A 24,682-nucleotide genomic window follows, 5' to 3' on the forward strand; every position below is an offset into this window, starting at 1 on the left:
TTGGGTAATCACGAAAAATAGCCAGCGATCCCGTTTTGAGTCCGAGCTTAGAGGTGTTTTTTGGCTTTCCACCGGAAAGTGCGTCTCTCCGAACTGATCCTATGCCCCAGGATGTTCCAGAATTACAAAAGCTGCATTCAGACGAATATGGGGAAATGGGAGGAATGGTTCTCGGGATCCGTGACGATTGCTTCAACCATGAGCCTGGTTGATACGGAGAAAATGGACGCGGAGCAGTTCTGCTCGGACCTCGCTGCCGGGGCCGGATGCTATTTTGACTGGGCATATGTCTTTATCGGCCCTGAGGCTCATGATATGATCATTCCGTTTTCCTGTATATGATCCTGTCCCGGCGGTATGGAGCCGCCGCTCTCGGGATCCGATGCCCGTCCTATAGGGATGCTGCCATGACGGAGTATCCGCCGTGTCGACTATCTGGCACCAGGGGTTCCGGGGTTTCCGAAGCTCGACTAAAGTGCCGAAACAGCCGAAAGCGACTGTCGTGATCCGCTGTCGCGCGGTTTCATGATGTATCCTTCCTTCACGGTCAATCGGCGCGCAAAGCTGGCTACTCCTGCTCGGCATCGGAAATGCCGCCAGATGACCGGTGTTGAGGGGGCATCATGCGGCCATCGCCCGCTTTGCCGGCCAGGTTCTCAGCCATGGCAATGACGGTTGCAGCCTGCCTCGCACAGGGCGCGCGACAGATGGATGCCGCGGGCCTTTGTATTTCCGTCCGATATGCCGCGCTCGTCCGACTGGTTGCGTGAGGGCGTCAGGCCCCCAAGGCCCAACCCGCTTCGAATATGCCAGGCCGGGTGGAGTTATCGAATGTTGACCGCGTCGTTGAGCTTGTGGAACTGGATCCCCGGACTAATGGGCGGCACGGGATCGTCGCCATCGTCATCGAGGATCTGGGCGGCTCTTGCGCGACCGGCTGCCGTGGCCGGCCTCGTTGGACGCGGCGGCACTTCGGGCGCATGGTCTCCTTCGTATTCGCCTGCGCGTTCAGGGGTGCGGAAAGGCCCAGATTACCAGCCGCATGGAGCGGACCGGCGGCCGGTATGAAGGCCTTGCCCTTGGTGAAGCTTTCCAGCCTCCACATCCAGCATGAAGCAGATTTGAAACGGGACCATCAGATCGCGCAGGCCGGTTTCGCAATCGGCATTGCTCGATCTCATGCCCGCAACATGCCGATAAGCTCCGTGGTCGATGCTGCGGAGTATTTCTTGAGCAGGCTTCCGCGATGGATATCCACCGTCTTGGGGCTGATGCCCAAGGCGATCGCGATCTGCTTGCTGGTGAGCTTGTCGACCAGCAGGGCGGCGACATCCCGCTCGCGCTGGGTCAGCGAGATTGCGGTCTTCTTCGCATCGCGATCCTCGGTGATCTCGGAAAACAGCCAGGCGGTCATTTCATGCGGCACCGCGGGATTGAAAGCATGGCCCCGAACCCGCACCCAGAAATGGCTGCCGTCGAGGCGGCGCATGATCCGGTTGTCGTCCTGGGGCACGCCGCCGATCAGAGAGGGTTCCATGCGGCGGCCGGCGGCCTCGAATTCGTCCAGGTCGGGGTAGAGGACCGAGAAGGGTTGCAGGACGACATCCCTGCGCCGCGCCCGGAAAAGGCTCAGTGCGGCGCCGTTGCAATCCATGATGATTCGGTCTTGGGCAATAATGGCAGCAACCGGCAACCCCAGGAAAATTGCTTTGTAATCAAGGCGTTTTCTTGATTTCATCCGCCATCCCATCACCGATTACCTAGGTAAAATATACCTATAGACCTAGGGGTCTGTCTGCAACATCCTTGCAGGCACGAAAAGACGTCCGATGGGGCGCAGGAAAATCACGGGGAGTTCTGGATGAAGACCGCAGCAATCATCGGCGCGGGGCTTATCGGGCAAGGCTGGGCGATCGTCTTTGCCCGTGCCGGTTGGAACGTGAACCTTTACGATCCGAATTCGCAGGCCGCCGAAAAGGGCCTGGCCATGATCGGTTCGCTGTTGGGGATGTTGAAGCAGGAAGGACTGCTGCCGGACGACACCTCTGCTGCAAACCGCATCCGCATTGCCCCGACGCTGCCGGACGCGCTGGCGGGGGCCGAATATATCCAGGAATCGGCGCCCGAGAACCTGGAGGCGAAGCGGGCGCTATTTGCCGAAATGGACGCGCTTGCCGCGCCGGATGCGCTACTGTGCAGCTCGACCTCGACCATCCCGGCCAGCGCGTTTACCGGGCATCTGGCCGGGCGGGCGCGCTGCATGGTGGCCCATCCGGTCAATCCGACCTATCTGATTCCGCTGGTCGAGCTTTCCGGTGCGCCCTGGACCGCAGCGAACCATATCGAACGCGCAAAGGACATTCTGCTGGACGTCGGCCAGCGTCCGATCGTCGTCAGGAAGGAGATCGAAGGCTTCGTCATGAACCGTCTGCAAGGCGCGGTGCTGCACGAAGCGTTCCGGCTGTTCAGCGAAGGCATCGCCTCGGGCGAGGATATCGACGCCACGATCAAGCACGGGCTGGGCCTTCGCTGGGCCTTCATCGGACCGTTCGAGACCATCGATCTGAACTCGCCCCAGGGGATCGAGGAATATTGCGAACGCTATGCCGGGGTCTACGAATCCATCGGCGCCTCGCTGGGCAAATGCGTGGACTGGAACAAGGCGCTGCGCCAGGGCCTTGCCGACGAGCGCAAGCGCGAACTGCCGCGCGACCAGCTGGAAGCCAAGCGCCTGTGGCGCGACCAGAAGCTGATGCAGATGGTGCGCCAGCTTTACCATGCCGGCTGACCGGCCGGAACGTTATCAGGAGAACTTCATGGCCAATCCCGTCATCATCACCTGTGCCGTCACAGGTGGCACGGATCACGCGCACAAGAATCCGGCCGTTCCGGTCACGCCCGCACAGATCGCGGCGTCTGCCGTCGAGGCCGCCGATGCCGGCGCGGCCATCGTCCATGTCCATGTCCGCGACCCGGAAACGACGCTCGCCTCGACCGATTTCGCGCTTTACGCCGAGACGGTGGAGCTGATCCGGCAGGCCCGGCCCGACCTGATCATCAATCTCAGTTCCGGCTATGGCGCCATGGTGACGGCGGACCAGATCCGCGACGGCAGATCCGCGGCCGAGGCGCTGCTGACCCCCGAGGCGCGGGTCGAGCATATCGTCCGGCTCAGGCCGGAAATCTGCAGCCTCGACATCGCCGCGATGAATTTCGGCGAGCAGATGTTCCTGAACTCGATCCCCGACCTGCGCGTCATGGCCGGGCTGATCGAGGGGGCAGGGGTCAAGCCCGAGTTGGAAGCCTTCGACATGGGGCATCTCGGCATCATCCGGCATTTCCTGAAGAAGGGGGTGCTGTCCTCGCCGCCCTTGGTGCAGATCGGCCTGGGCGTCATGGGCGGCGCGGATGCGGATGCGCACAGCATGTCCGCGCTCGTGCGCTTGCTGCCCGAGGATGCCGCCTGGGCGATCTTTGGCATCGGGCGCCACCAGTTCCCGGTGGCGACGCAGGCGATGCTGATGGGCGGCCATGTCCGGCTGGGGCTGGAGGACAATCTTTACCTCGAGGACGGCGTGCTGGCCCCGTCGAACGCCGCGCTGGTCGAGAGGATGGTCGCGATCATGGGCCTGCTGGGCCGCAGGCCCGCCACCACCGACGAGGCGCGCGCCACCCTTGGCCTGCGGCACGCCGGCTGATGGAGGACCAGGCCGCGCCCCGCCTGCTGGCCCGCATGTCGATTCCGGTCCGCTGGGGCGACATGGATGCGGCGGGTCACGTGAACAACACGGTCTATTTCCGTTTTGCAGAAGAAATCCGCCTGACATGGTTTCAGCGGATGGGCTTCGGCGCCGGGCTGGGCCATGGCGAAGGGCCGGTCATCGTCAACGCCTCGATGACCTTCCTGCGCCAGCTGCATCATCCGGCCAGCGTCATCGTCACCATGACCGCGTCCAATCCGGGACGCAGCAGCTTCGACACCGATTACGAACTGACGGACGCCGGCGATCCCGGCATCGTCTATGCGCGCGGCTCGGCCCGTTGCGTCTGGATCGACTATGCCACGGCGAAATCGGCACCGATGCCCGACCGCCTGCGCAAGGCGATCCTTGATCCCAGCCCGATCACGGCGGGTCTCTGAGCCCGAAACCAGAAGAAGCGTGATCAGGCCCAACCAGCCCACGGGGAGGCTACATGTCTGCAACACCACCACCCTTCGACCGTAAACAGCTGAAGTCCCTTCGCGTCGCGGCCATAGGCAACGCGCTGGAGTGGTTCGACTGGACGCTTTACGGCATGTTCTCGGTCTACCTGTCGGTGAACCTGTTCGACAAGGAGGATCCGACCTCGGCCCTGCTCAGCACCTTGCTGGCCTTTGCCGGCGGGTTCATCGCCCGGCCCATCGGCGGCTGGGTGTTCGGCCGCTTCGGCGACAGCTATGGCCGCAAGAACGCGCTGGTCGCGACGATGTGCCTCGTCGCGCTCGGCAGTCTCGGCATCGCCGTCCTGCCGACCTTCGAGAGCGTCGGTGCATGGGCCTCGGTCATGCTGTTCATGCTGAGGCTGCTCCAGGGCCTGGCCCATGGCGGCGAGACCGGCGTGTCCTTCACCTATGTCGCGGAAATCGCGCCGGCCAAAAGCCGGGGTTTCTGGTCCAGCGCGGTCTATATCAGCGTGCTGGTGGGCGTGATCGCCGCCACCGGGGTCGCCGCGCTTCTGACCTCGATCCTGTCGGCCGAGGCGATGAACGCCTGGGGCTGGCGCGTCGGCTTCGCCCTGGGCGGGGGTCTGGGGATCTATGCGCTGATCCTGCGCCGCGGCGCCTCGGAAAGCCATGCCTTCGAGAAGCAGGTGCTGGAGGATGAGAAGTCGGCCACGCGCCCCAGGCTGACGCAACGCCAGATCTGGATCATCGCCCGCAACATCGTGATGATCTCGGCCGTGGTCAACGCGGCCTACTACACCTGGGTCACCTTCGCCGCCTCGAACGCCATCAGCCAGGGCATGGACCCCGCCGGTGCCTATCGCGCCACGCTGTTCGCGCAGATCATCTGCCTGGCATGGCTGCCTGTTTCCGGCTGGTTGGCCGACAAGGTGGGGCGGCGCGCGATGGTCATGGCCTTCGGCTTCGGCGTGGTCATCATCTCCTTCCCGGTCTCGTGGATGGTGACGGATGCCCCCTGGACGCTGTTCGTTGCACAATTGATCTGCCTGTTCGTCTGGGGCCTGCTGGCCGGCATGTATCCGGCACTGGTCTCGGAGCAGGTTCCGACCCATGCCCGCGCCACTTCGGTCGGCTGGATCACCTCGACCGCGGCGGCGATCTTTGGCGGCACGGCGCCCTATCTCTACGCTTGGCTGAACGCCCATGACAGCGGCTGGATCTATGACGTCTATCTTGTCGCGCTTGGCCTGGTTTCCGCTTTGGGCGGTTATCTCATCAAGGAAACCGCCGGCAAGCCGATCGAGGAAATCAGCGTTGCGGATGCAAGGGACAACCTCCAACCCACAGCGGCGGGCGCGGTTCGATAGCCCCGTGCCATGGAGCGCCGGCACCGATTGGCGCTCCCCTCCCAACAATGCAAGCAAGACCCAAGGATCCGACATGACCGCACTGCACGACGATATCATTGTCTTCGACGGGCTGAACGTCTCGAACTTCGACCGTTCCGTCTACGAGGCGATGCGCGAGGGGGGCGTGACCGCCGCCAATTGCACCTGCTGCGTCTGGGAGAACTTCAGCGACACGATGCGCAATGTCGCCAAGCTGCGCAAGGACATCGCCGATCATTCCGACCTGATCATGCAAGTGACCGCGGTCGATCATATCCATGAGGCAAAGGCCGCCGGAAAGACCGGCATCGTGCTGGGCTGGCAGAACACCTCGGGGATCGAGGACCGGCTGGACCGGCTGGAGCTGTTTCACGGCCTCGGCCTGCGGATCGTGCAGCTGACCTACAACACGCAAAACTACGTCGGCTCGGGCTGCTATGAAGGCCGGGACGGCGGGCTGTCCGATTTCGGCCATGACCTGCTGGCCGAGATGAACCGGCTGGGCGTCCTGTGCGACCTGTCCCATGTCGGGCCCAAGACCTCGGAGGACGCCATCCGGGCATCAAGCCAGCGCGTCGCCTATTCGCATTGCCTTCCCGCCGGGCTGAAGGCGCATCCGCGCAACAAGACGGACGAGCAGCTTCGCTTCATCGCCGAGCATGACGGTTTCGTCGGGGTGACGATGTTCCCGCCCTTCCTGAAGAACGGACCGGCCTCGGACCTGGCGGATTATCTCGAGGCTATCGAATACATCATCAACCTGGTCGGCGAGGATGCGGTCGGGATCGGCACCGATTTCACCCAAGGCTATGACCAGCGCTTCTTCGAATGGATCTCGCGCGACAAGGGGGTGGGGCGCCTGCTGACCGATCTGGGCGAGATCATCAATCCCGACGGGATGCGCGAGATCAAGGATTTCCCGAACCTGACCGCGGCGATGGAAAGGCGCGGCTGGACGCGGTCGCGGATCGAAAAGGTCATGGGCGGGAACTGGGTGCGGTTGCTGGGCGACGTCTGGGCCGATTGAGGGACAGGGAGGTGTCGGAATGACGGACCGCAAGCCGGGCTCGCCATCATCGGCGCGGGAACTTCGGGGCGGCAGATCGCAAGGCTGATGGCCGTCCGAGACGAGGATATCGCCATATTCGACACCGATCCGGTCGTCGCGCGGGAGGCGGCCGGAACCGCCACCCGGCGGCGCTGCCGTTGATCGTCGCGCTGGTCGGTTGCTGCATGGGCGGCGGACAGACCGGGCTGAACGCCGCTGCGCCGACTGGCTATCCGACGGCCATTCGTGCAACGGCGGCAAGCTGGATGCTGGGCATGGGTCGCCTGGGCAGCGTTCCCGGTTCTTCCATCGGCGGCGCGCCGATGAGCTTCGGCTGGAGCTTCACGACGATCTTCCGCGTTCCTGCCATTCCGGCAGATCTGGCCGCCCTTGCCATCACGATCAACGGCCGCGACGCGGCTCGAGCCTGTGTGCAGGCAATCGGAGGCTGAGGCCGGGACGTTCCTGGCCGGAGGATCGGCGGCGCGTATCCTCGGGCGCCAGCATCACGCCCTGGGAAACGATTCCCCAAAAGAACGGCGCAATCCACCGGGCCGGCCGTCCGCCCGCGAACGACGACCCCGGTCGATAGAGCAAGGATCGAGCCATCGGTTCATCGGGCCTGATCACCTCGATGTTCTGCTACGGGAACCGGGATGCCGGACACCGCGGCAAGGGTTTGCAGCGCGACCTGCCGGTCAAGCGAGCCGACCGGGCGGCCGCGCGCGTCCAGCACGCAAAGCGGGCCGCCCTGCGCCACGATTTTCGGGGCGATCTCGGCGATGGTGGCATCGGCGCTGACCTGCTCGCCCGCGGCTGCTTCGTGCGCGGGCGTCATCAGCGACGCCACCCGGATCACGCGCGCGGGCGGCACCTTGGCGACGAAGCGTCGGACGTAATCGGTCGCCGGACGCGTGACCAGCTCCTCGGGCGTGCCGATCTGGACGATGCGGCCGCTTTCCATGATCGCCACCCGGTCGGCCAGCCGGATCGCCTCGTCCAGGTCGTGGGTGACGAAGATCGTGGTGCGGGTGTGTTCGCGCTGCAGCCGCTGCACCTCGGCCTGCAGGTCGGCGCGGATCAACGGGTCCAGCGCCGAGAAGGGCTCGTCCAGGAACCAGAATTCCGGGTCGGTGGCCAGCGAGCGGGCGATGCCCACGCGCTGCTGCTGGCCGCCCGACAGTTCCGCCGGGAAGCGGTGCTCGCGCCCGGTCAGGCCCACGACCTCGGCCAGTTCGCGGGCGCGCGCCTCGGCCCGGTCGCGGTCCATGCCCTGCATCTCCAGCGGGAAGGCGATATTGCCCAGCACGGTGCGGTTGGGCAGCAGGGCGAAATGCTGGAACACCATCCCCATACGCTTGCGGCGCAACGCGGCCAGCGGCTTTTCCCCCAGGGACAGGATGTCCTGGCCGTCGAACAGGATGCGTCCCTCGCTGGGTTCGATCAGCCGGGTCAGGCAGCGCAGCAGCGTGGACTTGCCCGAGCCCGACAGGCCCATGATGACGAAGACCTCGCCCCGGCCGATCTGGAAGCCGGCGTCGCGGACGGCGCCGACCAGGCGGTCGCGGGCCATGGCCTCGGGGGTGCGAGCCTCGGGCGGCCGATTGCGGAAGGCGCTTGCATCGGTGCCGAAGACCTTCCAGACGCCCTCGGCCGAGATGGCGACGGGGCGGGAAGCGGGGGTGTCAGGCATGGGCCTCTCCCTGGTGTCGGGCGGCACGGGCCGCGCCGGATTTCAGAAGCGCGTCGGCGATCAGCGCGATGCAGGCGACGCAAAGCCCGGCGGTGATGCCCGGCCCCGGCTGGCCCTGGGACAGGGCGGTGAACACGACCTGCCCCAGCTCGCGCGTGCCGACCAGCGCGGCGATGACCAGCATCGACAGCGCCATCATCACCGTCTGGTTGACGCCCAGCAGCAGCGTGGGCAGGGCCGCGGGCAGGCGGACATGGCGGAAGGTCTGCCATTTGCTGCATCCGCACATGGCGGCGGCCTCGACCCGTTCCGAGGGCACATGCGCCATCGCGTCCATGCCGTAGCGGATGGCGGGCGCGACCGCATAGCTGGTGATGGCGATCAGCGCCGAGAAATCGCCGTTGCGGAACAGCATGACGGCGGGTAGCAGATAGACCAGCGTCGGCAGGGTCTGCAGCGTGTCCAGCGCCAGTTGCACACCCTGGTGCCAGCGCTTGCGGGCGCTGATCCAGATGCCGAAGGGCATCCCCACCGCCAGCGCGACCAGCACCGCCAGCACGGTCAGGTAGACCGATCCCGTCGCGGGCAGCCAATAGCCGGTGACGACGACGAACATCGCCATCGCGGCGATGCCGGCGCCGACGCGCCAGCCGCCCAGCCGCCATCCGGCCAGGGCCAGCAGGACCACCGCGATGGGCCAGGGCAGGGCCGCAAGCGCATCGCGGAACGGGTTCATCACCTTCAGCAGCATGAAGGTGCGGATTGCTTCCAGCGGGTCGTAGAAATGCTGGTTGATGAAGGAGACCGCCGCGTTCCAGAATGGCGCCGAGGTCAGGCTCAGCGCCTTGGGCCAGACCGCCAGCGCGGGCAGCGCCAGGCTCAGCCCGGTCGGCACCGCCAGCAGGGCCAGCAGGATCAGGCCGTCGCGGCGGGACCAGAGCCTGCGGCGCCCGACGGACTGGTTGCGCGCGGCGGCCTGCGTCAGCCGGTCCAGCACCACGGCCAGCGCGACGATGCCCATCCCGGCCTCGAAACCCGCGCCGAAGTCGAGGCGGCGCAGCGCGCGCAGCACGTCATAGCCAAGCCCGCCGGCGCCGATCATCGAGGCGATGATGACCATGTTCAGCGTCATCATCACCACCTGGTTCAGCCCGATGGCAAGGCGGGGCAGGGCCACCGGCAGCTCGACCCGCCACAGGGTCTGGCGGCGCGAACAGCCGGTCATGCGCGCCAGCTCCAGCGTCTCGGCCGGGACCGAGCGCAGGGCCAGCACGGTCGCATGGACCATCGGCGGCAGCGCATAGACGACGGTGGCGAACAGCGCGGCGCTGGGGCCATAGCCGAACAGCAGAAGCGTCGGCAGCAGGTAGGAAAAGATCGGCACCGTCTGCATGACGTTCATCACCGCCCGCACCGCCGGCTCCATCCCCGGCGAGCGATGGGCGCGGATGCCGATGGCAAGGCCCAGCACCAGCGCGGCCAGAACGCAAAGCAGCACCGAGGCCAGCGTCGTCATGGCCGAGGTCCACAGCCCGAACAGCGCCAGGTAAAGCCCGGCGAGCAGCGTCATCGCGCCAAGTCCCGGCCCCGAGATGCGCCAGGCCAGCAGCGCGGTGGCCAGCGTGACCCCCAGCCAGCTGAGCGGCGGGGCGATCTGCACCTTGTTGAACCCCGCGCCCTGCACCCAGCCCTTGGCCAGCACCACCTGCAACGCCTCGATCGGCCATTGCGCGGCCGTGGCCAGCGCGCGGGTGACGGTGGCGAAATGGACGCCGGCGATCGCGGCGTCCCGCGCCAGCCAGTTCATCCCTGCCGCGATCCAGTCCGACAGGGGCCAGCGCAGCGCCTCGGGCACCGCGCGCCATGACGGCGGCATCAGCGGTGCGGCCGCCAGCAGGGCAAGGATCACGGCGGCGACCAGCAGGCCGGACCACAAGCGACGGAAAGGCCGCCTGCCGCGCAGGGTGTCGGGGGAAATGTCAGCCATGACGGGCCTTCCGGTCCGGGAAAGGCCGCGTCCCGGCCTCTCCCTGTCCAAGTTGCGTCAATTGGCGGCGCAGGTTGCCCATTCGCGCCACTTGGGCTCGTTCTCGGTCGCCCATTCCATGGCCACCTCCTCGACGCTGCGGCCATCGACATCGACCTTGTAGACCAGCTGGCCGACCTCGTCGCCGTCCATGGTGAACTTGCGCAGGATGTCATAGGCGCAGGGCCAGAGCTGCTCGCCCTCGGCCCAGGCCATCTTCTTGATCCAGCCCTGCGGCTTGCCGCAGTCATAGGCCTTGTCGGGGTTCACGCCCCAGGACGGATCGTTGTAGCAGGCATCTTCGTAGAGCGGGAACTCGACGAAGGAACCCTCGAAGACCGAGGGCGCCCAATGCGGGGTATAGACCCACAGGATGATCGGCGCCTTGCGTTCATAGGCCGATTGCAGCTCGGCGAACATGGCGGCGTCGGTGCCGGCATGGACCACCTCGAAGGGCAGGTCCAGCGCCTCGATCCGTTCCTCGTCGAAGCCGCCCCAGCTGACCGGCGCGCCCAGGTAGCGGCCCTTGGGCGCGGTCTCCGGCGACGAAAACGCCTCGGCGCAATTCTTCAGCGCCTGCCAGTCGGGCAGGCCGGGGCATTGCTCGGCCATATAGGCGGGATACCACCAGTCCTCGCGCGCATGGGGGCCAAGCTCGCCCATGTCCAAGACCTTGCCGGTCGCGACCGAGGCGTTGAAGGCCTTGTCCTGCGTCGTCTGCCAGGTCTCGACCGCCATGGTCAGGTCGCCGGATTCAAAGCCCGGATAGCGGGCGCTGTCGTCGGCAATGACCTTTTCCACGTCATAGCCATAGGTGGACAGGATGATGTTCAGGATCTCGGTATTGACCAGCATCGAGGTCCAGTCGGCCTGCATCAGCTTGATGGTCCGGTCCGATTCCGGCTCGAAACCCGAGGCCGCGCCTGTCAGCAAAAGACCGGCGGCGGTGGCGGTCAGGATGGTTTTCATGTCGTTTCTCCCTGTTTCCTGTTTTCCGACGCGCAAGGGTCAGCCCTTGGCATACCAGCCGTTATCGACGTAAAGCGCGGTGCCGTTGACGAAGCTTGCCTCGTCCGAGGCCAGCCACAAGGCGGCGGCGGCGACCTCTTCGGGTTCGCAAAGCCGGCCCTGGACGGCGTGCAGGTCGGCCTCGTTCCAGTTCTGGCCCAGGCCGTCCAGTTCCTCGATCTCGCGCAACCCGTGGGCGGTCTTGACGAAGGCGGGGCAGACCGCGTTGGTGCGGATGCCCTGGTCGCGGTATTCGATGGCGATCGAGCGTGCCAGTTGCAGCACCGCGCCCTTGCTCATGCAATAGATGCTTTCCAGCGCGAAGCCCTTCTCGCCGCCGATGGACGAGGTGATGACGATGGAACCGCCGCCGTTTTCCCGCATCTGCTTGACGACCTCGCGGCAGACGATGAAGGCGGAGCGCACGTTGATCGCCATCAGGCGGTCGTAATCCTCGTCGGTGGATTCGTGCAGCGGCTTGACGATGATGGTGCCGGCATGGCTGAACAGCGTGTCCACCGGCCCCCATTCCGTGTTGATCCGCGCCAGCGCGGCGCGCACCGCCTCCGAGCGGGTGACGTCGGTTTCGATGAACATGACCTCTCGGCCCGCGGCGGCCAGCTCGGCTTCGGCGGCGCGGCCGGCCTCGGCGGCGATGTCGAGGATCGCGACACGCGCGCCGGCCTCGGCGAACATGCGCACGGCGGCAAGGCCCATGCCGTTCGCGCCGCCGGTGATGATCGCGGTGCGCCCCGCCAGGCGGCCGGCCAGCGGCGCCTGGGCCAGGGCTTTCGACTCGATGTTCATGCCATTCCCTATTGGACCATTGGTATGCCCTTCATACCATTAGATCCGCTCCGGGTCTGTCAAGACTTTCTTGCGCTGCCCGCCGATTCAGGCTGCCGAGCGGGTGATCCGGCGAATGGCGCCCCAAAGCCTTGCATTCAGAACGTCCATTGCCCCCTCGACATCGTCCAGATTTTCAGCATCCAGCGCATCGTGGAGCCGCTGATAGGCGGCGACGGTTTCGGCAACCGATTGGGCCTCGGGCGCGGTCTCGAAGGGCAGGAACAGTTCGGCCAGGGCATCCTCGACCCCGCGGGACAAAAGCGCGTTCTGGGCGCCGTCGGCCACGGCCAGCAGGAACAGCGTCTCGGCCTGCTTGCGCCGCGGCGCGTCGTCTGCATTGCGCATGAGGGCCAGGGCCTCGCGCATCTTCTTGAGTTCGGCCGGGCCCCGGCGCCTTGCGGCAAAGCGCGCGGCGGCGGTCTGGTTCACGACCAGGTATTCCACCACCCGCATCGAGGCGGCGGGGGCGCGGGAAATGCGCCGCCTGGCCAGCTGGCTCAGCCGGTCCTGGTCCGAGACGAAGGCGCCGCCCTGCGCGCCGCGGCGGACGCTGATATACTGGTTCGTCTCCAGCACCCGCAGCGCCTCGCGCAGGGTCACGCGGCTGATGCCGAACTTGTCGGAAAGCTGGCGTTCGGCGGGCAGGCGTTCCTGCGGCAGCAGCAGGCCGGAATGGATCTGGCGCTGCAGCAGGTCCACCGCCAGGCCATAGGCCGCCTTGGGCTCAAGCGGTCGCAAGCCCCAAAGCACGGGTCAGACCGCCGTGAAGGTGTTGTCGACGAAGACTTCGGCCCCGTTGACAAAGCTGGACGCATCCGAGGCCAGGAACAGCGCCACCTCGGCCACTTCTTCCGGCTCGCAGATGCGGCCCTGCATCGCGTTCACGTCGCCTTCCGAGGCCAGCACGCCATAGCTGCGCAGCTGCTCGATCTCATGCTCGCCATGCTGGGTGCGCACGAAGCTGGGGCAGATCAGGTTGCAGCGGATGCCCTGGTCGCGATATTCCACGGCCAGCGCGCGCGCCAGCTGGTGCATCGCCGCCTTGGAGGCGCAATAGAGCGCCTCGAGATGGGTGGCGGCGCGCACGCCGGTGGTCGAGGTAAAGACCAGGGTGCCCTTGCCGCGTTCCAGCATCTGCGGCAGCACCAGGCGGCTCATCAAAAAGGCCGATTTGGCGTTGTTGTCCATCAGCTCGTCCCATTCCTCGAGCGTGCAGTCGAGAAAGGGCTTCACCAGCATGATGCCCGCGTGGTTGAACAGCACGTCGATCTCGCCCAGCTGCCGGCAGGCGGCGTCATGGGCGGCGCGGGCGTCCTCGACCTGCGAGACGTCGGCGCGGACCCAATGCACCTCGTGCCCGGCCTGGGTCAGTTCCTCGGACAGCAGGCGCGCGGCCTCGCCGTCGCGGTCGGCGATCATGATCCGTGCCCCCTCGCGAACGAACAGCCGGACGCTGGCCGCGCCGGCCCCCTTGGCGCCGCCGGTGATCAGGACGTTCTTGCGATCGAGCCGTTTCATGGATCAGAAACTAAACCATTGCGGCAAGGGATTCCAGTTGGTCGGTGGGTTTTCGGCAATCGCCGCCGGTCAGTTTTCCGCCACGATCAGCCGCGCGACCGCGTTCTCGAGCGCGGGGAACCCGCTGCGCGCGCGCGCCTTGGCATCGACGACCAGGCAGTCGATCTCGGCCGTCGGGCAGACGCATTTCCGGCTGGTCACGCCTATTTTCGCATGATCGGCAAGAATCGCGGTCTTGGTCGATTGGCGCGCCATCGCCTCTGCGATCTCGGCCCCGTAGAGGTGATGATAGGTCGCGCCCAACGCCGCATCCACCCCAAGGGGCGAGAGAAGGGCGATGTCGGCGTGATAGCTGTAGATGTCGGCGACCGTGGCCCCGCCCCAGGTTTCCAGCGGGTCGCGCCTGACCGGCCCCCGCAGAAGCTGCACCCGGACCCCGTTCTCGGGCGTGTTCTGCGCAAGGCGCATGGCCACTTCCAGCGAATTGGTGATCACGGTCAGGTCGGTCAGGCCGGTCGGTCCGGCCAGCACCTCGGCCATGATCGTGGTGGTCGAGCCTGCATCCATGAAGATGGTCTGCTGGCTTTTCAGCAGTTGCAGCGCCGCCACGCAGATCGCACGCTTTTCCTGCAGGCGCTGGGTGATGCGGACGCTGAACTCCATGTCCTCGGTTTCGACCGGGACGGCGCCGCCGCGGACGCGGCGTAATATTCCAGATTGTTCCATCTCGATCAGATCGCGCCGGACGGTTTGGCGCGACACGCCGAAGCTTTCGACGATCCGGTCGATGGAGACCTGGCCGAACGATGCCAGCATCGCCCGTATTTTCTGATGGCGCTCTTCTTGCCACATGGCTTCTCCAATCGCTGCGCAGGGGCCGTCTGCTTTCACTTAGCCTTCCCCACCCGGTGCATGCAAATTACAGATTGACGCATTTGCTACAAAATGCAACATTTCGGTATCGAAGGGCGAATCTGACGGCGCGTGCGCGACAGGGCGTCCGCAAATCGGAAAAAAGGGCAGGGGTGCCCCGGTTTCAGCCGGGGCAGGGTGGCACCGGCATCCGGGGTCGCATCGGCCTTGCCCATGCGCGGCGCGTTGCCCGCAAGCGGCGCAGGATATCAGGAGAAAGAACCAAGGTGTTGACGAACAGCAGCAAATCGAATGACGCGGTCCTGGATCGCCTGGCCGGCTTTGCCGCAATCCTTGCCGATGAAAGCCGCCGGATGCTTCTGGACGTGGTCGCGCAGGACCGCGCGATCGAGATGAAGGCCGACCGCAGTTTCGTCACCGACATGGACCTGGCCATCGAGATGCGGCTGCGCGAACTGATCTCGGACGCCCATCCCGACCATGGCGTCGTGGGCGAGGAACAGGACGCTTCGGACCCGGATGCGGAATTCGTCTGGGTGCTGGACCCCATCGACGGCACCGCACCCTTCATCGCGGGGATGCCGGTATTCGGCACGCTGATCGCGCTGATGCATCGCGGCAAGCCGGTGATCGGCGTGATCGACCACCCCTCGGGCGGCAATCGCTGGCTGGGGGTCGCGGGCCGGCCGACGCTGCTGAACGGCAGCCCGTGCCGGACGCGGGCCTGCGCCGACATCGGCGCCGCGATCCTGTCGGTCTGCAACCCGGATTTCTTCCACCCCGAGGAATATCCGGCGCTGGACGCGCTGCGCGAGGCGACGGCCTGGCGCATCTATGGCGGCGCCTGCCTCAGCTTCGGGCTGCTGGCCTCGGGGCGGACGGATGTCCATATCGACACGCAGTTCAAGATCCACGACCTTGCCCCCTATGCGCCGATCATCGAGGGCGCGGGCGGGGTCGTCACCGACTGGGACGGCCAACCGCTGACCCTGTCGAGCGGCCCGCGCATCCTGGCGGCGGGCGATCCGGCGCGGCATCGCGACGCGCTGGATCTGGTCCAGCGCGCGATGCGCTAGGCGACTTCTGGGGAGGAGACAGAGGGAATGGGGATTGATATCCAGAAACTGGGCGTCGCCTATGGCGATCACCTGGTCATCGACGGGCTTTCGCTGAGGATCGAGCCCGGATCGTTCTTCACGCTGCTGGGCCCGTCGGGCTGCGGCAAGACCACGCTTCTGCGCACCATCGCGGGCTTCATCGACGCGGCGGCGGGGCGGATCCTGTTCGGCGACAAGGACGTGACCGGCCTGCCGGCGCATCGGCGCGACATCGGCATGGTGTTCCAGGATTACGCCTTGTTTCCCGACAAGACCGTGAACGACAACGTGGCCTACGGGCTGCGGGCGCGCGGCCAGGACGGCGCCACGATCCGGCGCAAGGTCGGCGAGGCGCTGGAACGCGTGGGCCTGGGCCATCTGGGCGGGCGGCATCCGGCGGCGCTGTCGGGCGGCCAGCGCCAGCGGGTCGCGCTGGCCCGCGCGCTGGTGATCCAGCCGACGGTGCTGTTGATGGACGAGCCGCTGTCGAACCTGGACGCCAAGCTGCGGGTGCAGGTGCGCGACACCATCACCGAATTGCAGCGCGAGGCCGGGATCACCACCGTCTTCGTGACCCACGACCAGGAAGAGGCGCTGGCCATGTCCGACCGGATCGGGGTGATGAAAAGCGGCCGGCTGGAACAGGTCGGCACGCCCTCCGAGATCTATCGCGACTCGGTCTCGTCCTATGTCGCGGATTTCGTCGGCGCGGCCAATACGGTCGAGATCGACGCGCCCGGCGCGGCGCCGGGCATGGTCACTGTCCGCCTGGGCGGGCATGCGCTTTCGGCGCGCGTGCCGGCGCCCCTGGCCGGGTCCAGGGCGGTGCTGATCGCGCGGCCCGAGGACATCGCGCTGTCCCCGCAGGGCACGGGCGGCGCCAACAGCGTGCAGGGCACCGTCAGCCGCCGGCAATATCTGGGCGGCAAGACGCATTACCTGATCGGAATCGGCCAAGACGTCGCGCTGGCGGTGGAAACCCATGGCGACGGCCATGACCGCTACATGCCCGGCGCCGATGTCGAGCTGTCCTTCGACCCGGCGAAGACCCTGGTGCTGGCATCATGAGCGGGGGGTCCGGCAATCGCACCGTATGGTGGTGGATCTCGCTGGCCGCGATGGTGGTCATGGTGGTGTTCCTGCTTTATCCGCTGCTGACCATCCTGACCGGCAGCTTCGGCGGCGGCGAACGGAACGGCTGGGCGCAGCTGCTGGCCGATCCGCGCTATCTCGAGGCCGTGCGCAACACGCTGGTCCTGGCGACGGCGGTGACGGGGCTTTCGGTCTGCCTGGGCGTGCCGCTGGCCTATCTGGCCTCGCGCTACGAGTTTCCCGGCAAGTCGGCGCTGGCGCTCTTGCCGCTGATCGCGCTGGTGATCCCCGAGGTCATCGCCGCGCAGACCTGGCTGATGCTGGTCGGCAACAACGGCGTTGTCACCCGCGCGCTGCGCAACGTGGACATCGTCCTGCCCAGCTTCTACGGCTGGCCGGGGCTGATCGTCTCGCTGACCTTCACCTATTACGCCTATGTCTATATCAGCACGCTGGCGGCGATCCGCGGCTTCGACGTGCAACTGGAAGAGGCCGCCCGCAGCCTCGGCACCTCGCCCGCCCGGTCGCGGCTGAAGGTGCTGGTGCCGGTGATCATGCCCTCGGTCATGGCCGGCGCGCTGCTGGTCTTTACCATGGTCATGGGCAATTTCGGCACTTCGTCGATCCTGGGCGGCAAGGTGCGGCTGCTTTCCGTGATGACCTACCAGGCCGCCGTGGCCGAGGGAGGCGCCGACCCGGTGATGCAAAGCACGCTGGCCAGCGTCGCGGTCGGGCTGATCGTGATCGTGCTGTTCCTGCAGCGCTGGGTGCTGTCGCGCGGGCGCTACCAGGTGGTGCAGGGCCGCAATGCCCGGCCGGTGCCGCTGTCGGGCCGCCAGGGCTGGCTGATCGGCGGGGCGGCGGGTGCGGTGGCGATCGTGTCGCTGATGCCGCTGGCCATGCTGGTTGCGGGGGCCTTCACCGTCTCGCGCGGGCCGGTGATGCGCTGGGGCGAATGGACGCTGGCGAATTTCGAGCGGCTGCTGCTGACCAATCCCACGCCGATCCTCAACACGCTGGCCTATTCCGCCGTCGCCACGCTGATCGGCATCGCCGCCAGCACGCTGGTCAGCTACATGATCGTCAAGAAGAAGAACCTGTTCACCCCGGCGCTGGACTATCTCAGCACCCTGCCGCTGGCGCTTTCGGGCACGGCGATCGGGATCGGCCTCGCCATGTCCTTCAACAGCGGCTGGCTGCATCTGACGGGAACCGGGGCCATCGTCGTCTTGGCCTATGTCATCCGGCGGCTGCCCTTCTCGATGCGCAGCGCCTCGTCCACGCTCTACAACATCCCCGATTCCATCGAGGAGGCGTCGATCAGCCTTGGCGTGGCCCCGGTGCCCAGCTTCTTCAAGGTGGTGCTGCCGCTGATGGTGCCCGCCATCGCCTCGGCCATGGTGCTGACCTGGGCGGTGACGGTGTCCGAACTCAGCGCCTCGATCATCGTCTATTCCGGCGGGCGCGAGACCATGCCGATCCAGATCTACAAGCTGATCGACAGCAACCTGATGGCGCAGGCCTCGGCCATGGGGGTGCTGCTGCTGGCGGTGATCCTGCTGCCGATCTTCGTCGCGACCAAGCTGTTCCAGGTCGAGCTGTTCTCGTCCCGCTAGGCCCCACGCCGCCGGCCCGGCCGGGAGAGGCCGGCGAGCGTCACACAGAGCCATCACCCCGGAATGCAGAGGAGGAAAGACATGAACCCTGGATTTACCCGCCGCGTCGTGCTGTGCGGCTTGGCCGCCAGCTTGCTGCCGGCAATCGGCCTGGCGCAGGATGCCGGCGGCACGGTCGTCGTCTATACGCCTGCGCCCGCCCAGGCGGTCGAGGCGGTGACCGACAGCCTGCGCCAGCTTGAGCCGCAGATCTCGCTCAGCACCATCACCGGCGGCAGCGGCCAGCTTCTGCGCCGGCTGGAGGCCGAGGCCTCCGCCCCGCAGGCCGACCTGTTCTGGAGTTCGAGCGAAAACACCCTCGGCGGTTTTCGCGACCTGTTCGAGCCCTATCGCTCGACCCAGCTCGACGCGATCCCTGCGGCGCTGCACCAGCCCGAGGATCTGTGGGCCGCGACCTTCAGCCATGTCGTGGTCGCGATGGTGAACACCGACCAGCTTGGCGACATTCCCGCCCCGACGAAATGGCAGGATTTCCTGGACCCCGCCTGGAAGGGCAAGCTGGCCATCGCCGATCCGAACAACAGTTCGACCGCCTATACCATCCTGTGGGGGATCGACCAGCTGATGGGCCCCGATGCGCTGGAAAAGCTGGCGCAGAACGTGACGGTGAACAGCTCGGCCTCGTCGATCCTGCGCGGCGTGGCGCAGGGTGAATTCGTGGCCGGGCTGACCTTCGAGGCCAATGCCTATGCCTATGTCGCCGGCGGCCAGTCCGAGATTTCGCTGGTCTATCCCGAGGAGGGCACCTTCACCTCGACCGAGTTCATGGCGCTGGTGAAGGGCGCGCCCAATCCCGAACTGGGGCGGCGGACGATGGACGCGATCCTGTCCAGGGAAACCCAGGTCGCGCTGCTGGAAAGCACCTTCCGCCGTCCGACCCGCAGCGACATCGTGGTGGGCGACCATGCCGACCTGCCCGCGATCGACGAGATCAAGGTCTTTGCCACCGACGAGGCCGAGGCGGCCGCCGGCCGCGACGCCTTCCTCGCGCGCTGGCAGGGCTATCTGCAATCCGCCAACTAAGCCCCTGCCGCGAAAAGCGCCGCCCGGTGCCCGAGCCGGGCGGCGGCCCAGGCAAGCGCCGCCGGTCCGCATGGTGTCACTCACGGGATCTGCCGTTGGGGCGCCGCGCAGCAAAAACCCCGCAGCGGTGCAGGATGAAGAGAAGGCAAGGACATGCGCGGGACGGTGATCTCCAACCTGCAGGGCGAACTGGCCGAGGCCCTCACCGATGCGACGTTCGAGCTGCTGAGCGATGCGGAACGCCATGCGCTGGCCCGTTTCATCCGGCAGGATTGCGAACAGGGACAGGGCATGGACGATGTGGGGTTTGCCGGTGCCCATGTCATCGGACACCAGCGGGCTATCGGGAAATGGGCAAGCGCCTGACCGATGTGGCGGAAACCCCGCGTCGGGCCGAGGTCGCGCTGGACGAGGCGCGGGCGCTTTCCAGCACGGCCGGTCCCCTTGACCGGATCGAGCAGATGAAGGCCGGGGTCCGGGATCGCGCGGCAGAGCTTTCGACAGCAAATTGCCGGGCCTGACGCGGGGCTGGCGCTTCGCGCGCGCGAGATCCGAACCGATATCCTGCGTGCCGAGATCGACCGCGACCTGCCCGGACTTTCCGCCGGCAGCAAGGAGAACGGTGCGCTCGATCAGCTTTTGCGGCGGGCCGAACGGATCGCCGATGAGGATATCCTGCCTGACGCAAGGCAAGGGCTGCAGGATCGCATCGCGCCGCCCGCCCTGAGGACAAGCGATGAATACGTGACCGCGCTGACCGCGGAAGTCGACGCTTTGCCGGTCTCGTTGCAGGGCCTTGCGGATGCCTGGCGCATCGGTGCGTCGCTTGAGCCGATCGCCGATGCAATGCGCGCCCGCTTCGGTGTCGATCTTCGGCCCCGCATCCAGCCGCTGCATCTTCGCCGCACCATGATCGAAGGCGATCCGGCAGTGCTGGGGGCATTCCGTCAGCTTCTGGCGGATGTCCCCTCCGGTCGCGGCGCGAAAGAGGCTGTGCGAGCCGCTGCGTCGCAATATCTCGATGAGGCGGCGATGCAGTGCCTGCCGGACTATGCCGCGATCTACGAAGAGGCTTTGGAAGAGGCGGAGTTGCACGCGATCACCATCACCGACAACAGCCGCGATCCCGGCCCGGACGAACCGACTGCCGAGGATATCGCCCGCTTCGCGCTGGACCACGTGCGCGCGGTGAACGCGACGATCTCGCAGATCGAGGATGACTGCATGCAGGGCGCCGCGGGCATCGGCAACAATCCGGTGCGCGCGATGGAGTGCCAGACCATGCAGTCTGGGCGGTGCAAAAGGGCTTTGCATCCGAGCTGGTCTCGATCACCAAGCCATCCTGCTCTGCCGAGGCCGGGGGTTTTCCATGCTATTTTCAGCGGGGGGCTGACCGACCGTTACGGCACGCGCAATGCGCGGTGAAGCTGGGGATGAAGAATGCGCAGAGGATGCATCCAGGGCAGGGGCTGGCGCAGAAGCCTGTTCCGCCGGATTGCGCCCAGGCAGGTTCCCGGTCGGCAAGACGGATAACGAGACCGCAGAGCCCGACGATGCCCGTCCCGGCCGCCAAAGCGCTTCGCAACTGGGGACGCTTTGGACCGCAAAGCCGGTTTGCGCCGCCTCACGCCATGCCGCGCAACAGCATTTCCCCGCCCAGCAGGGCAAGCATGATCAGGAACCAGCGCCGGAAGGTGGCAGCGCTGACGGCACGACGCAGGATCTGTCCCGCCCCCATGCCGATCAGCGCCGGAACGACGGCCAGCACGGAAAGCGCAAGCTGATCGACCTGCCAGACCTGGCGCGAGGCCAGGCCAAGTGCCAGGGCGATGGTCGACGTGGTGAAGGACATGCCAAGCGCCTGGACCAACTCGTCCTTCTCCAGCCCAAGCGCCTGCAGCCAGGGCACCGCCGGGATCACGAAGACCCCGGTGCCGCCGGCAATCAGCCCGGTGACAAGCCCGACCAGCGGCGACAGCCAGCGCTCCTGGACAGGCGAGACCCGGAACGGCGGCGCGAGAAGGGTATAGAGCGCATAGGCGATCAGGGTCGCGCCGAGGATCGGCGTCGCCGCCCCGCCATTCCCGCCGGCCAGCAGCGGCGCGGCGATCAGCGTGCCCGCCATGCTCGCGGCCATCATCGGCCAAAGCCGCCGCGCCAATGCGCCGATGCGCGGACCGGCCAGCAACTGCCAGAGATTGGTGACCATCGACGGGACGATCAGCAGGCTCGCGGCGGTCAGGGGCGACAGCAGCGCGCCAAGGACGCCCATGGCGAGGGTGGGCAGCCCCATGCCGGTCACGCCCTTGACGATCCCGGCGGCAAGGAAGGTGAGGGCGATCAGCGGGACGGTGAAATCGGTCATGGTCTGTCCATAATCGAAGGGGAGCGCCGGACAATGCGGAACCTCCGCAGCCAGGCTTCGGTTGTTCCGAAGGCTGATTCTGGCCTATGCTGCCGGAATGCGCTTCGACCTGACCGATCTTCGCCTGTTCCTTGCCGTGGCCGACGCCGGCAGCATCACCCATGGCGCCGCCGATGCCGGGCTTTCGCTGCCCGCCGCCAGCGAGCGGCTGCGGGACATGGAACTGGCCGGCGGCGTCAGGCTGCTGGAGCGCGGGCGGCGCGGCGTGACGCTGACCGAGGCGGGCGAGGCGCTGGCCCATCACGCGCGCCTGATCTCCCGCCAGATGGCCATGATGCGCGGGGAGCTTGGCGAATATGCCACGGGCCTGCGCTCGACCGTGCGGCTTCTGTCGAACACGGCCGCCATCGCCGAGCTGCTGCCGCAGCGGCTTGCGGCGTGGATGGCGGCGAACCCGCGCATCGACCTCGACCTGAAGGAACGCCAGAGCATCGAGATCGCTCGCAGCGTCATGGCGGGCTTTGCCGATATCGGCATCCTTTCGGCGGCGGCGGCGCAGGAGGGGCTGGAGCTGCGCCCCTTTGCCGATGACCGGCTGGTCGTCGTCGCCGCGCAGGACGACGTCCTGGCCCGGATGCGGCAGGTCCGCCTTGCCGACCTTGCCGGGCGTCATTTCATCGGCCTGTCCGGCAGCGCGCTTCAGGATCACGTCACCGCCCAAGCCGCGGCGATGGGGATGCAGTTGCGCTATCGCGTCCGGCTGCGCACATTCGACGGAATTTGCCGGATGGCCGGGGCGGGCGCCGGCATCGGCATCGTGCCCCGGACCGCTGCCCGGCGGATGAAGCGGACCTCGGGCATCGCGATTATCCGGCTGGCCGACGGTTGGGCGCTGCGGCGCCTGTCGGTCTGTATCAGGGCCGGCACCGAGCTCTCGGCCCCGGCGCAGAGCCTGTTTCGCCACCTGACACAGGGCACGCCCGCAGCGTGACGCGATGCGGCCCGCAGCCGGATCGCCGTCTCGCACCAGAAGCCCTGTGCGGGGTTGTCGGGGAAGATGCGTATTCTGAACCCGCCTGGCTGACTGGCTGACTGGCTGACTGGCTGACTGGCTGACTGGCTGACTGGCGGGCTGCTCGATGCCGGCCGTCCCATCAGCCCGCAAAGCGAGTTGCGCCCGCATACCTCTCCAGGGCCAACCCGAGCCATTTTCGCAAGGACGTCCCACCAATTCCGGGCCGGAATACCGCTTCCTTGGGCATCCATCCAATCGAAATGCGCAGGCCCTTGCCCCAGCCGATCAGCGGCCGTCCTGCGCGGTGACGAGAAGCGCAGCCAGAGCCGCCCTCTGCCGCGCGGACAGGCTGTGGCGCAAGAAGAAGCGGACCATCTCGCGCGATGCATCGGGGCCCTTCGGATCGGTGAAGCGGCCGGCCGACGAACCGCCCGACCAGGCATGGCCCGATCCCGCGATGCTCCAATGCTCGACCAGCGGGCGCCCGGATCCGACCCGATGCACGGTTTTGACATAGCGGTGGCCGTTGGGAACCTGGCCCGCAAGCTCGGTCGCGCGCAGGGATGCGTAGGGTTCGCGCGCCCGAATTGCGGCCAGCCGCCCGTTCCGGGGGTGGACCACGTGATCGCGGCTGCCATGGAAGATGATGGTCGGCTTGGGATGTTGCAGCCGCCAGCCGGGATTGCCTCGCTGCATCGCCAGCAAGGCGGAAGCCTGGTCCTGCGCCGCGCCCGCGGGCAGCCCGGAATGCGCGCCGACCGCCGCGAAGATCTCGGGATAGGTCGCCGCCAGGATCAGCGCCGCCGAGGCGCCTGCCGAAAGGCCCGCGACATAGACGCGGGCGGGATCGGCGCCATGCCGATGGGTGATGCGGCGGGTCAGGCTGGCCAGCAGGGCCGGCTCGCCGGAACCGCGGGCCTGATCGTCGCGGCTGAACCAGTTCCAGCAGCGGTTCGGATGCGCCTCGCGCGGCTGCGCCGGATAAACCACCATGAAGCCGAACTCCGCCGCCAGCGCGTTCATGCGCGTGCCCTTGGCAAAATCGTCGGGCGTCTGGCCGCAGCCATGCAGCATCACCAGCAACGGCGGGGGCCTTGCGTCCGCCGCAAGGCCGGGCGTGAACAGCTTGTAGTGCCTGGCGCCATGTTCGCTGTCATGCGTGCCCGCCCGAAAGCTTGCACCCTGCCGGGCCTTGCCCTGGACCTTGGCGGTGCGTTTCGCGCGCTTGGGCGGGGCCTTCGCCGGTTTCGCGGCCTTGGGCGTCAGCGCGTTCAGCGCCGTCGTGGCCATCGAGGCAAGGCGCATGGCAAGCTTCAGCCCGCTGGTCAGCGTCGATGCCGTCTTTCGCGCGCGGCGTCTGCCGGTGCCATGTCTTCGGCGTTTGGAGGGGCTGGGCATATGACCTGGGGCGCTTGATCGGGGAACGTGCTTGCGATGGCCGGCTCACCTCGCCGCATCGTGACGCGCGAGGCATTGCGACACCCCTTGCGCGGAAAGCGCGGCCAGGCGCTTTTGCAGGGCCTCGCGCTTGCGCATCTCGGCGGCGGGGTCGATCGGCACCCTTTTGCGCATCGTATCGGGGCCACCGTGGCAGCTGGAATAGCCCAGGCCCAACCGGCCGTAACCGCCGCGGAAGCCGCCCGCGCAGAGGCGGAAGCCGGTGCCGCTCACCGTGGTTTCCCAGGCATAGCCGCGCGCGATATTCGCCTCGACTTCTTGCAAAAGCCGCAAGACGTTCCTTTGCTCGGCCGCGACGCGCGCCTCGCACTGCTCGGCCGGCGTGCCGCAGGAGGCCAGCCCGAACAGGGCGGCGCAGGTGATGGCAAGGGCGACGCGGTTCATCGGC

General features: G+C 66.9%; 25 protein-coding genes. 14 read left to right on the forward strand and 11 right to left on the reverse strand.

Annotated features, from left to right (window positions below):
• Window positions 1-1,177: 1,177 nt before the first annotated feature.
• Window positions 1,178-1,738, reverse strand: a complete 561-nt coding sequence (locus tag KF941_RS27210) for a LuxR C-terminal-related transcriptional regulator (RefSeq protein ID WP_214275176.1) — start codon at window positions 1,736-1,738, stop codon at window positions 1,178-1,180.
• Window positions 1,739-1,861: 123 nt separating this feature from the next.
• Here KF941_RS27210 and KF941_RS27215 point away from each other — a divergent pair, with 123 nt between their 5' ends.
• From KF941_RS27215 to KF941_RS27245, 6 genes are all read left to right on the forward strand, one after another.
• Window positions 1,862-2,788: a 3-hydroxyacyl-CoA dehydrogenase gene (locus tag KF941_RS27215; protein WP_214275177.1), complete on the forward strand. Its 927-nt coding sequence runs from the start codon at window positions 1,862-1,864 to the stop codon at window positions 2,786-2,788.
• A gap of 28 nt (window positions 2,789-2,816) precedes the next feature.
• Window positions 2,817-3,698, forward strand: a complete 882-nt coding sequence (locus KF941_RS27220) for a 3-keto-5-aminohexanoate cleavage protein (RefSeq protein ID WP_214275178.1) — start codon at window positions 2,817-2,819, stop codon at window positions 3,696-3,698.
• A complete protein-coding gene (locus tag KF941_RS27225) occupies window positions 3,698-4,141 on the forward strand; it encodes an acyl-CoA thioesterase (protein WP_214275179.1) in 444 nt (147 codons plus the stop codon). The genes KF941_RS27220 and KF941_RS27225 overlap by 1 nt, the downstream gene beginning before the upstream one ends.
• Before the next feature lie 53 nt (window positions 4,142-4,194).
• Window positions 4,195-5,532, forward strand: coding sequence for an MFS transporter (locus KF941_RS27230; protein WP_214275180.1), 1,338 nt, complete (start codon window positions 4,195-4,197; stop codon window positions 5,530-5,532).
• A gap of 73 nt (window positions 5,533-5,605) precedes the next feature.
• On the forward strand, window positions 5,606-6,580 hold the full coding sequence (locus tag KF941_RS27235; RefSeq protein WP_036753167.1) for a dipeptidase: 975 nt from the start codon (window positions 5,606-5,608) through the stop codon (window positions 6,578-6,580).
• Window positions 6,581-6,759: 179 nt separating this feature from the next.
• Window positions 6,760-7,053, forward strand: a complete 294-nt coding sequence (locus KF941_RS27245) for a hypothetical protein (protein WP_214275181.1) — start codon at window positions 6,760-6,762, stop codon at window positions 7,051-7,053.
• A 161-nt stretch (window positions 7,054-7,214) separates the two neighbouring features.
• Here KF941_RS27245 and KF941_RS27250 read toward each other — a convergent pair whose 3' ends face one another.
• The 7 genes from KF941_RS27250 to KF941_RS27280 form a co-directional block, all read right to left on the reverse strand.
• Window positions 7,215-8,294 (reverse strand): ATP-binding cassette domain-containing protein, encoded by a 1,080-nt coding sequence (locus KF941_RS27250; protein WP_214275182.1) that lies wholly within the window; start codon window positions 8,292-8,294, stop codon window positions 7,215-7,217.
• The gene (locus tag KF941_RS27255; RefSeq protein ID WP_214275183.1) at window positions 8,287-10,281 is read right to left on the reverse strand and encodes an ABC transporter permease subunit; all 1,995 of its coding nucleotides are present in this window, start codon (window positions 10,279-10,281) and stop codon (window positions 8,287-8,289) included. The genes KF941_RS27250 and KF941_RS27255 overlap by 8 nt, the downstream gene beginning before the upstream one ends.
• A gap of 57 nt (window positions 10,282-10,338) precedes the next feature.
• Window positions 10,339-11,289, reverse strand: coding sequence for an ABC transporter substrate-binding protein (locus KF941_RS27260; protein ID WP_214275184.1), 951 nt, complete (start codon window positions 11,287-11,289; stop codon window positions 10,339-10,341).
• A 39-nt stretch (window positions 11,290-11,328) separates the two neighbouring features.
• On the reverse strand, window positions 11,329-12,135 hold the full coding sequence (locus tag KF941_RS27265) for an SDR family oxidoreductase (RefSeq protein WP_214275185.1): 807 nt from the start codon (window positions 12,133-12,135) through the stop codon (window positions 11,329-11,331).
• 87 nt (window positions 12,136-12,222) lie between these two features.
• A complete protein-coding gene (locus KF941_RS27270; RefSeq protein ID WP_214275186.1) occupies window positions 12,223-12,915 on the reverse strand; it encodes a GntR family transcriptional regulator in 693 nt (230 codons plus the stop codon).
• Window positions 12,916-12,930: 15 nt separating this feature from the next.
• Entirely contained in the window at window positions 12,931-13,695 is a 765-nt protein-coding gene (locus tag KF941_RS27275) for an SDR family oxidoreductase (protein WP_036753177.1), read from the reverse strand.
• A gap of 69 nt (window positions 13,696-13,764) precedes the next feature.
• Window positions 13,765-14,547 carry a DeoR/GlpR family DNA-binding transcription regulator gene (locus KF941_RS27280; RefSeq protein WP_036753178.1) on the reverse strand — a complete coding sequence of 261 codons (783 nt, stop codon included), beginning with the start codon at window positions 14,545-14,547 and terminating at the stop codon, window positions 13,765-13,767.
• A gap of 287 nt (window positions 14,548-14,834) precedes the next feature.
• Between KF941_RS27280 and KF941_RS27285 the strand changes: the two genes are divergently transcribed.
• From KF941_RS27285 to KF941_RS27315, 7 genes are all read left to right on the forward strand, one after another.
• Complete coding sequence (locus tag KF941_RS27285) at window positions 14,835-15,644, forward strand: inositol monophosphatase family protein (protein ID WP_214275187.1); 810 nt, start codon at window positions 14,835-14,837, stop codon at window positions 15,642-15,644.
• A 27-nt stretch (window positions 15,645-15,671) separates the two neighbouring features.
• Window positions 15,672-16,733 carry an ABC transporter ATP-binding protein gene (locus tag KF941_RS27290; protein ID WP_036753182.1) on the forward strand — a complete coding sequence of 354 codons (1,062 nt, stop codon included), beginning with the start codon at window positions 15,672-15,674 and terminating at the stop codon, window positions 16,731-16,733.
• Window positions 16,730-18,373, forward strand: a complete 1,644-nt coding sequence (locus tag KF941_RS27295; protein ID WP_214275188.1) for an iron ABC transporter permease — start codon at window positions 16,730-16,732, stop codon at window positions 18,371-18,373. The genes KF941_RS27290 and KF941_RS27295 overlap by 4 nt, the downstream gene beginning before the upstream one ends.
• Before the next feature lie 81 nt (window positions 18,374-18,454).
• A complete protein-coding gene (locus tag KF941_RS27300) occupies window positions 18,455-19,456 on the forward strand; it encodes an ABC transporter substrate-binding protein (protein WP_214275189.1) in 1,002 nt (333 codons plus the stop codon).
• 153 nt (window positions 19,457-19,609) lie between these two features.
• Window positions 19,610-19,822: a hypothetical protein gene (locus KF941_RS27305; protein WP_214275190.1), complete on the forward strand. Its 213-nt coding sequence runs from the start codon at window positions 19,610-19,612 to the stop codon at window positions 19,820-19,822.
• Entirely contained in the window at window positions 19,807-19,977 is a 171-nt protein-coding gene (locus KF941_RS27310) for a hypothetical protein (protein WP_214275191.1), read from the forward strand. Before KF941_RS27305 ends, KF941_RS27310 begins: the two co-directional genes overlap by 16 nt.
• Window positions 19,978-20,200: 223 nt before the next feature.
• Entirely contained in the window at window positions 20,201-20,881 is a 681-nt protein-coding gene (locus KF941_RS27315) for a hypothetical protein (RefSeq protein ID WP_214275192.1), read from the forward strand.
• Between the two features lie 199 nt (window positions 20,882-21,080).
• Here KF941_RS27315 and KF941_RS27320 read toward each other — a convergent pair whose 3' ends face one another.
• Window positions 21,081-21,821 (reverse strand): sulfite exporter TauE/SafE family protein, encoded by a 741-nt coding sequence (locus KF941_RS27320; RefSeq protein WP_214275193.1) that lies wholly within the window; start codon window positions 21,819-21,821, stop codon window positions 21,081-21,083.
• Between the two features lie 97 nt (window positions 21,822-21,918).
• Between KF941_RS27320 and KF941_RS27325 the strand changes: the two genes are divergently transcribed.
• Entirely contained in the window at window positions 21,919-22,812 is an 894-nt protein-coding gene (locus KF941_RS27325; RefSeq protein WP_214275194.1) for a LysR family transcriptional regulator, read from the forward strand.
• 309 nt (window positions 22,813-23,121) lie between these two features.
• Here the strand turns inward: KF941_RS27325 and KF941_RS27330 are convergent, their stop codons facing one another.
• Both KF941_RS27330 and KF941_RS27335 read right to left on the reverse strand, forming a co-directional pair.
• Window positions 23,122-24,141 carry a PHB depolymerase family esterase gene (locus tag KF941_RS27330; RefSeq protein ID WP_052095832.1) on the reverse strand — a complete coding sequence of 340 codons (1,020 nt, stop codon included), beginning with the start codon at window positions 24,139-24,141 and terminating at the stop codon, window positions 23,122-23,124.
• Between the two features lie 138 nt (window positions 24,142-24,279).
• Window positions 24,280-24,678: a hypothetical protein gene (locus KF941_RS27335; protein ID WP_240540648.1), complete on the reverse strand. Its 399-nt coding sequence runs from the start codon at window positions 24,676-24,678 to the stop codon at window positions 24,280-24,282.
• Window positions 24,679-24,682: the final 4 nt, after the last annotated feature.

The organism is Paracoccus sp. pheM1, assembly GCF_018499825.1.
GTDB classification, from domain to species: Bacteria; Pseudomonadota; Alphaproteobacteria; order Rhodobacterales; family Rhodobacteraceae; genus Paracoccus; species Paracoccus versutus.

Bases quoted from the DNA above. Each gene is read 5' to 3' on its own strand.
- KF941_RS27210 (WP_214275176.1), bottom strand. From the start codon at position 1,738: ATGAAATCAAGAAAACGCCTTGATTACAAAGCAATTTTCCTGGGGTTG.
- KF941_RS27215 (WP_214275177.1), top strand. From the start codon at position 1,862: ATGAAGACCGCAGCAATCATCGGCGCGGGGCTTATCGGGCAAGGCTGG.
- KF941_RS27220 (WP_214275178.1), top strand. From the start codon at position 2,817: ATGGCCAATCCCGTCATCATCACCTGTGCCGTCACAGGTGGCACGGAT.
- KF941_RS27225 (WP_214275179.1), top strand. From the start codon at position 3,698: ATGGAGGACCAGGCCGCGCCCCGCCTGCTGGCCCGCATGTCGATTCCG.
- KF941_RS27230 (WP_214275180.1), top strand. From the start codon at position 4,195: ATGTCTGCAACACCACCACCCTTCGACCGTAAACAGCTGAAGTCCCTT.
- KF941_RS27235 (WP_036753167.1), top strand. From the start codon at position 5,606: ATGACCGCACTGCACGACGATATCATTGTCTTCGACGGGCTGAACGTC.
- KF941_RS27250 (WP_214275182.1), bottom strand. From the start codon at position 8,294: ATGCCTGACACCCCCGCTTCCCGCCCCGTCGCCATCTCGGCCGAGGGC.
- KF941_RS27255 (WP_214275183.1), bottom strand. From the start codon at position 10,281: ATGGCTGACATTTCCCCCGACACCCTGCGCGGCAGGCGGCCTTTCCGT.
- KF941_RS27260 (WP_214275184.1), bottom strand. From the start codon at position 11,289: ATGAAAACCATCCTGACCGCCACCGCCGCCGGTCTTTTGCTGACAGGC.
- KF941_RS27265 (WP_214275185.1), bottom strand. From the start codon at position 12,135: ATGAACATCGAGTCGAAAGCCCTGGCCCAGGCGCCGCTGGCCGGCCGC.
- KF941_RS27275 (WP_036753177.1), bottom strand. From the start codon at position 13,695: ATGAAACGGCTCGATCGCAAGAACGTCCTGATCACCGGCGGCGCCAAG.
- KF941_RS27280 (WP_036753178.1), bottom strand. From the start codon at position 14,547: ATGTGGCAAGAAGAGCGCCATCAGAAAATACGGGCGATGCTGGCATCG.
- KF941_RS27290 (WP_036753182.1), top strand. From the start codon at position 15,672: ATGGGGATTGATATCCAGAAACTGGGCGTCGCCTATGGCGATCACCTG.
- KF941_RS27295 (WP_214275188.1), top strand. From the start codon at position 16,730: ATGAGCGGGGGGTCCGGCAATCGCACCGTATGGTGGTGGATCTCGCTG.
- KF941_RS27300 (WP_214275189.1), top strand. From the start codon at position 18,455: ATGAACCCTGGATTTACCCGCCGCGTCGTGCTGTGCGGCTTGGCCGCC.
- KF941_RS27305 (WP_214275190.1), top strand. From the start codon at position 19,610: ATGCGCGGGACGGTGATCTCCAACCTGCAGGGCGAACTGGCCGAGGCC.
- KF941_RS27310 (WP_214275191.1), top strand. From the start codon at position 19,807: ATGGGCAAGCGCCTGACCGATGTGGCGGAAACCCCGCGTCGGGCCGAG.
- KF941_RS27320 (WP_214275193.1), bottom strand. From the start codon at position 21,821: ATGACCGATTTCACCGTCCCGCTGATCGCCCTCACCTTCCTTGCCGCC.
- KF941_RS27325 (WP_214275194.1), top strand. From the start codon at position 21,919: ATGCGCTTCGACCTGACCGATCTTCGCCTGTTCCTTGCCGTGGCCGAC.
- KF941_RS27330 (WP_052095832.1), bottom strand. From the start codon at position 24,141: ATGCGCCTTGCCTCGATGGCCACGACGGCGCTGAACGCGCTGACGCCC.
- KF941_RS27335 (WP_240540648.1), bottom strand. From the start codon at position 24,678: ATGAACCGCGTCGCCCTTGCCATCACCTGCGCCGCCCTGTTCGGGCTG.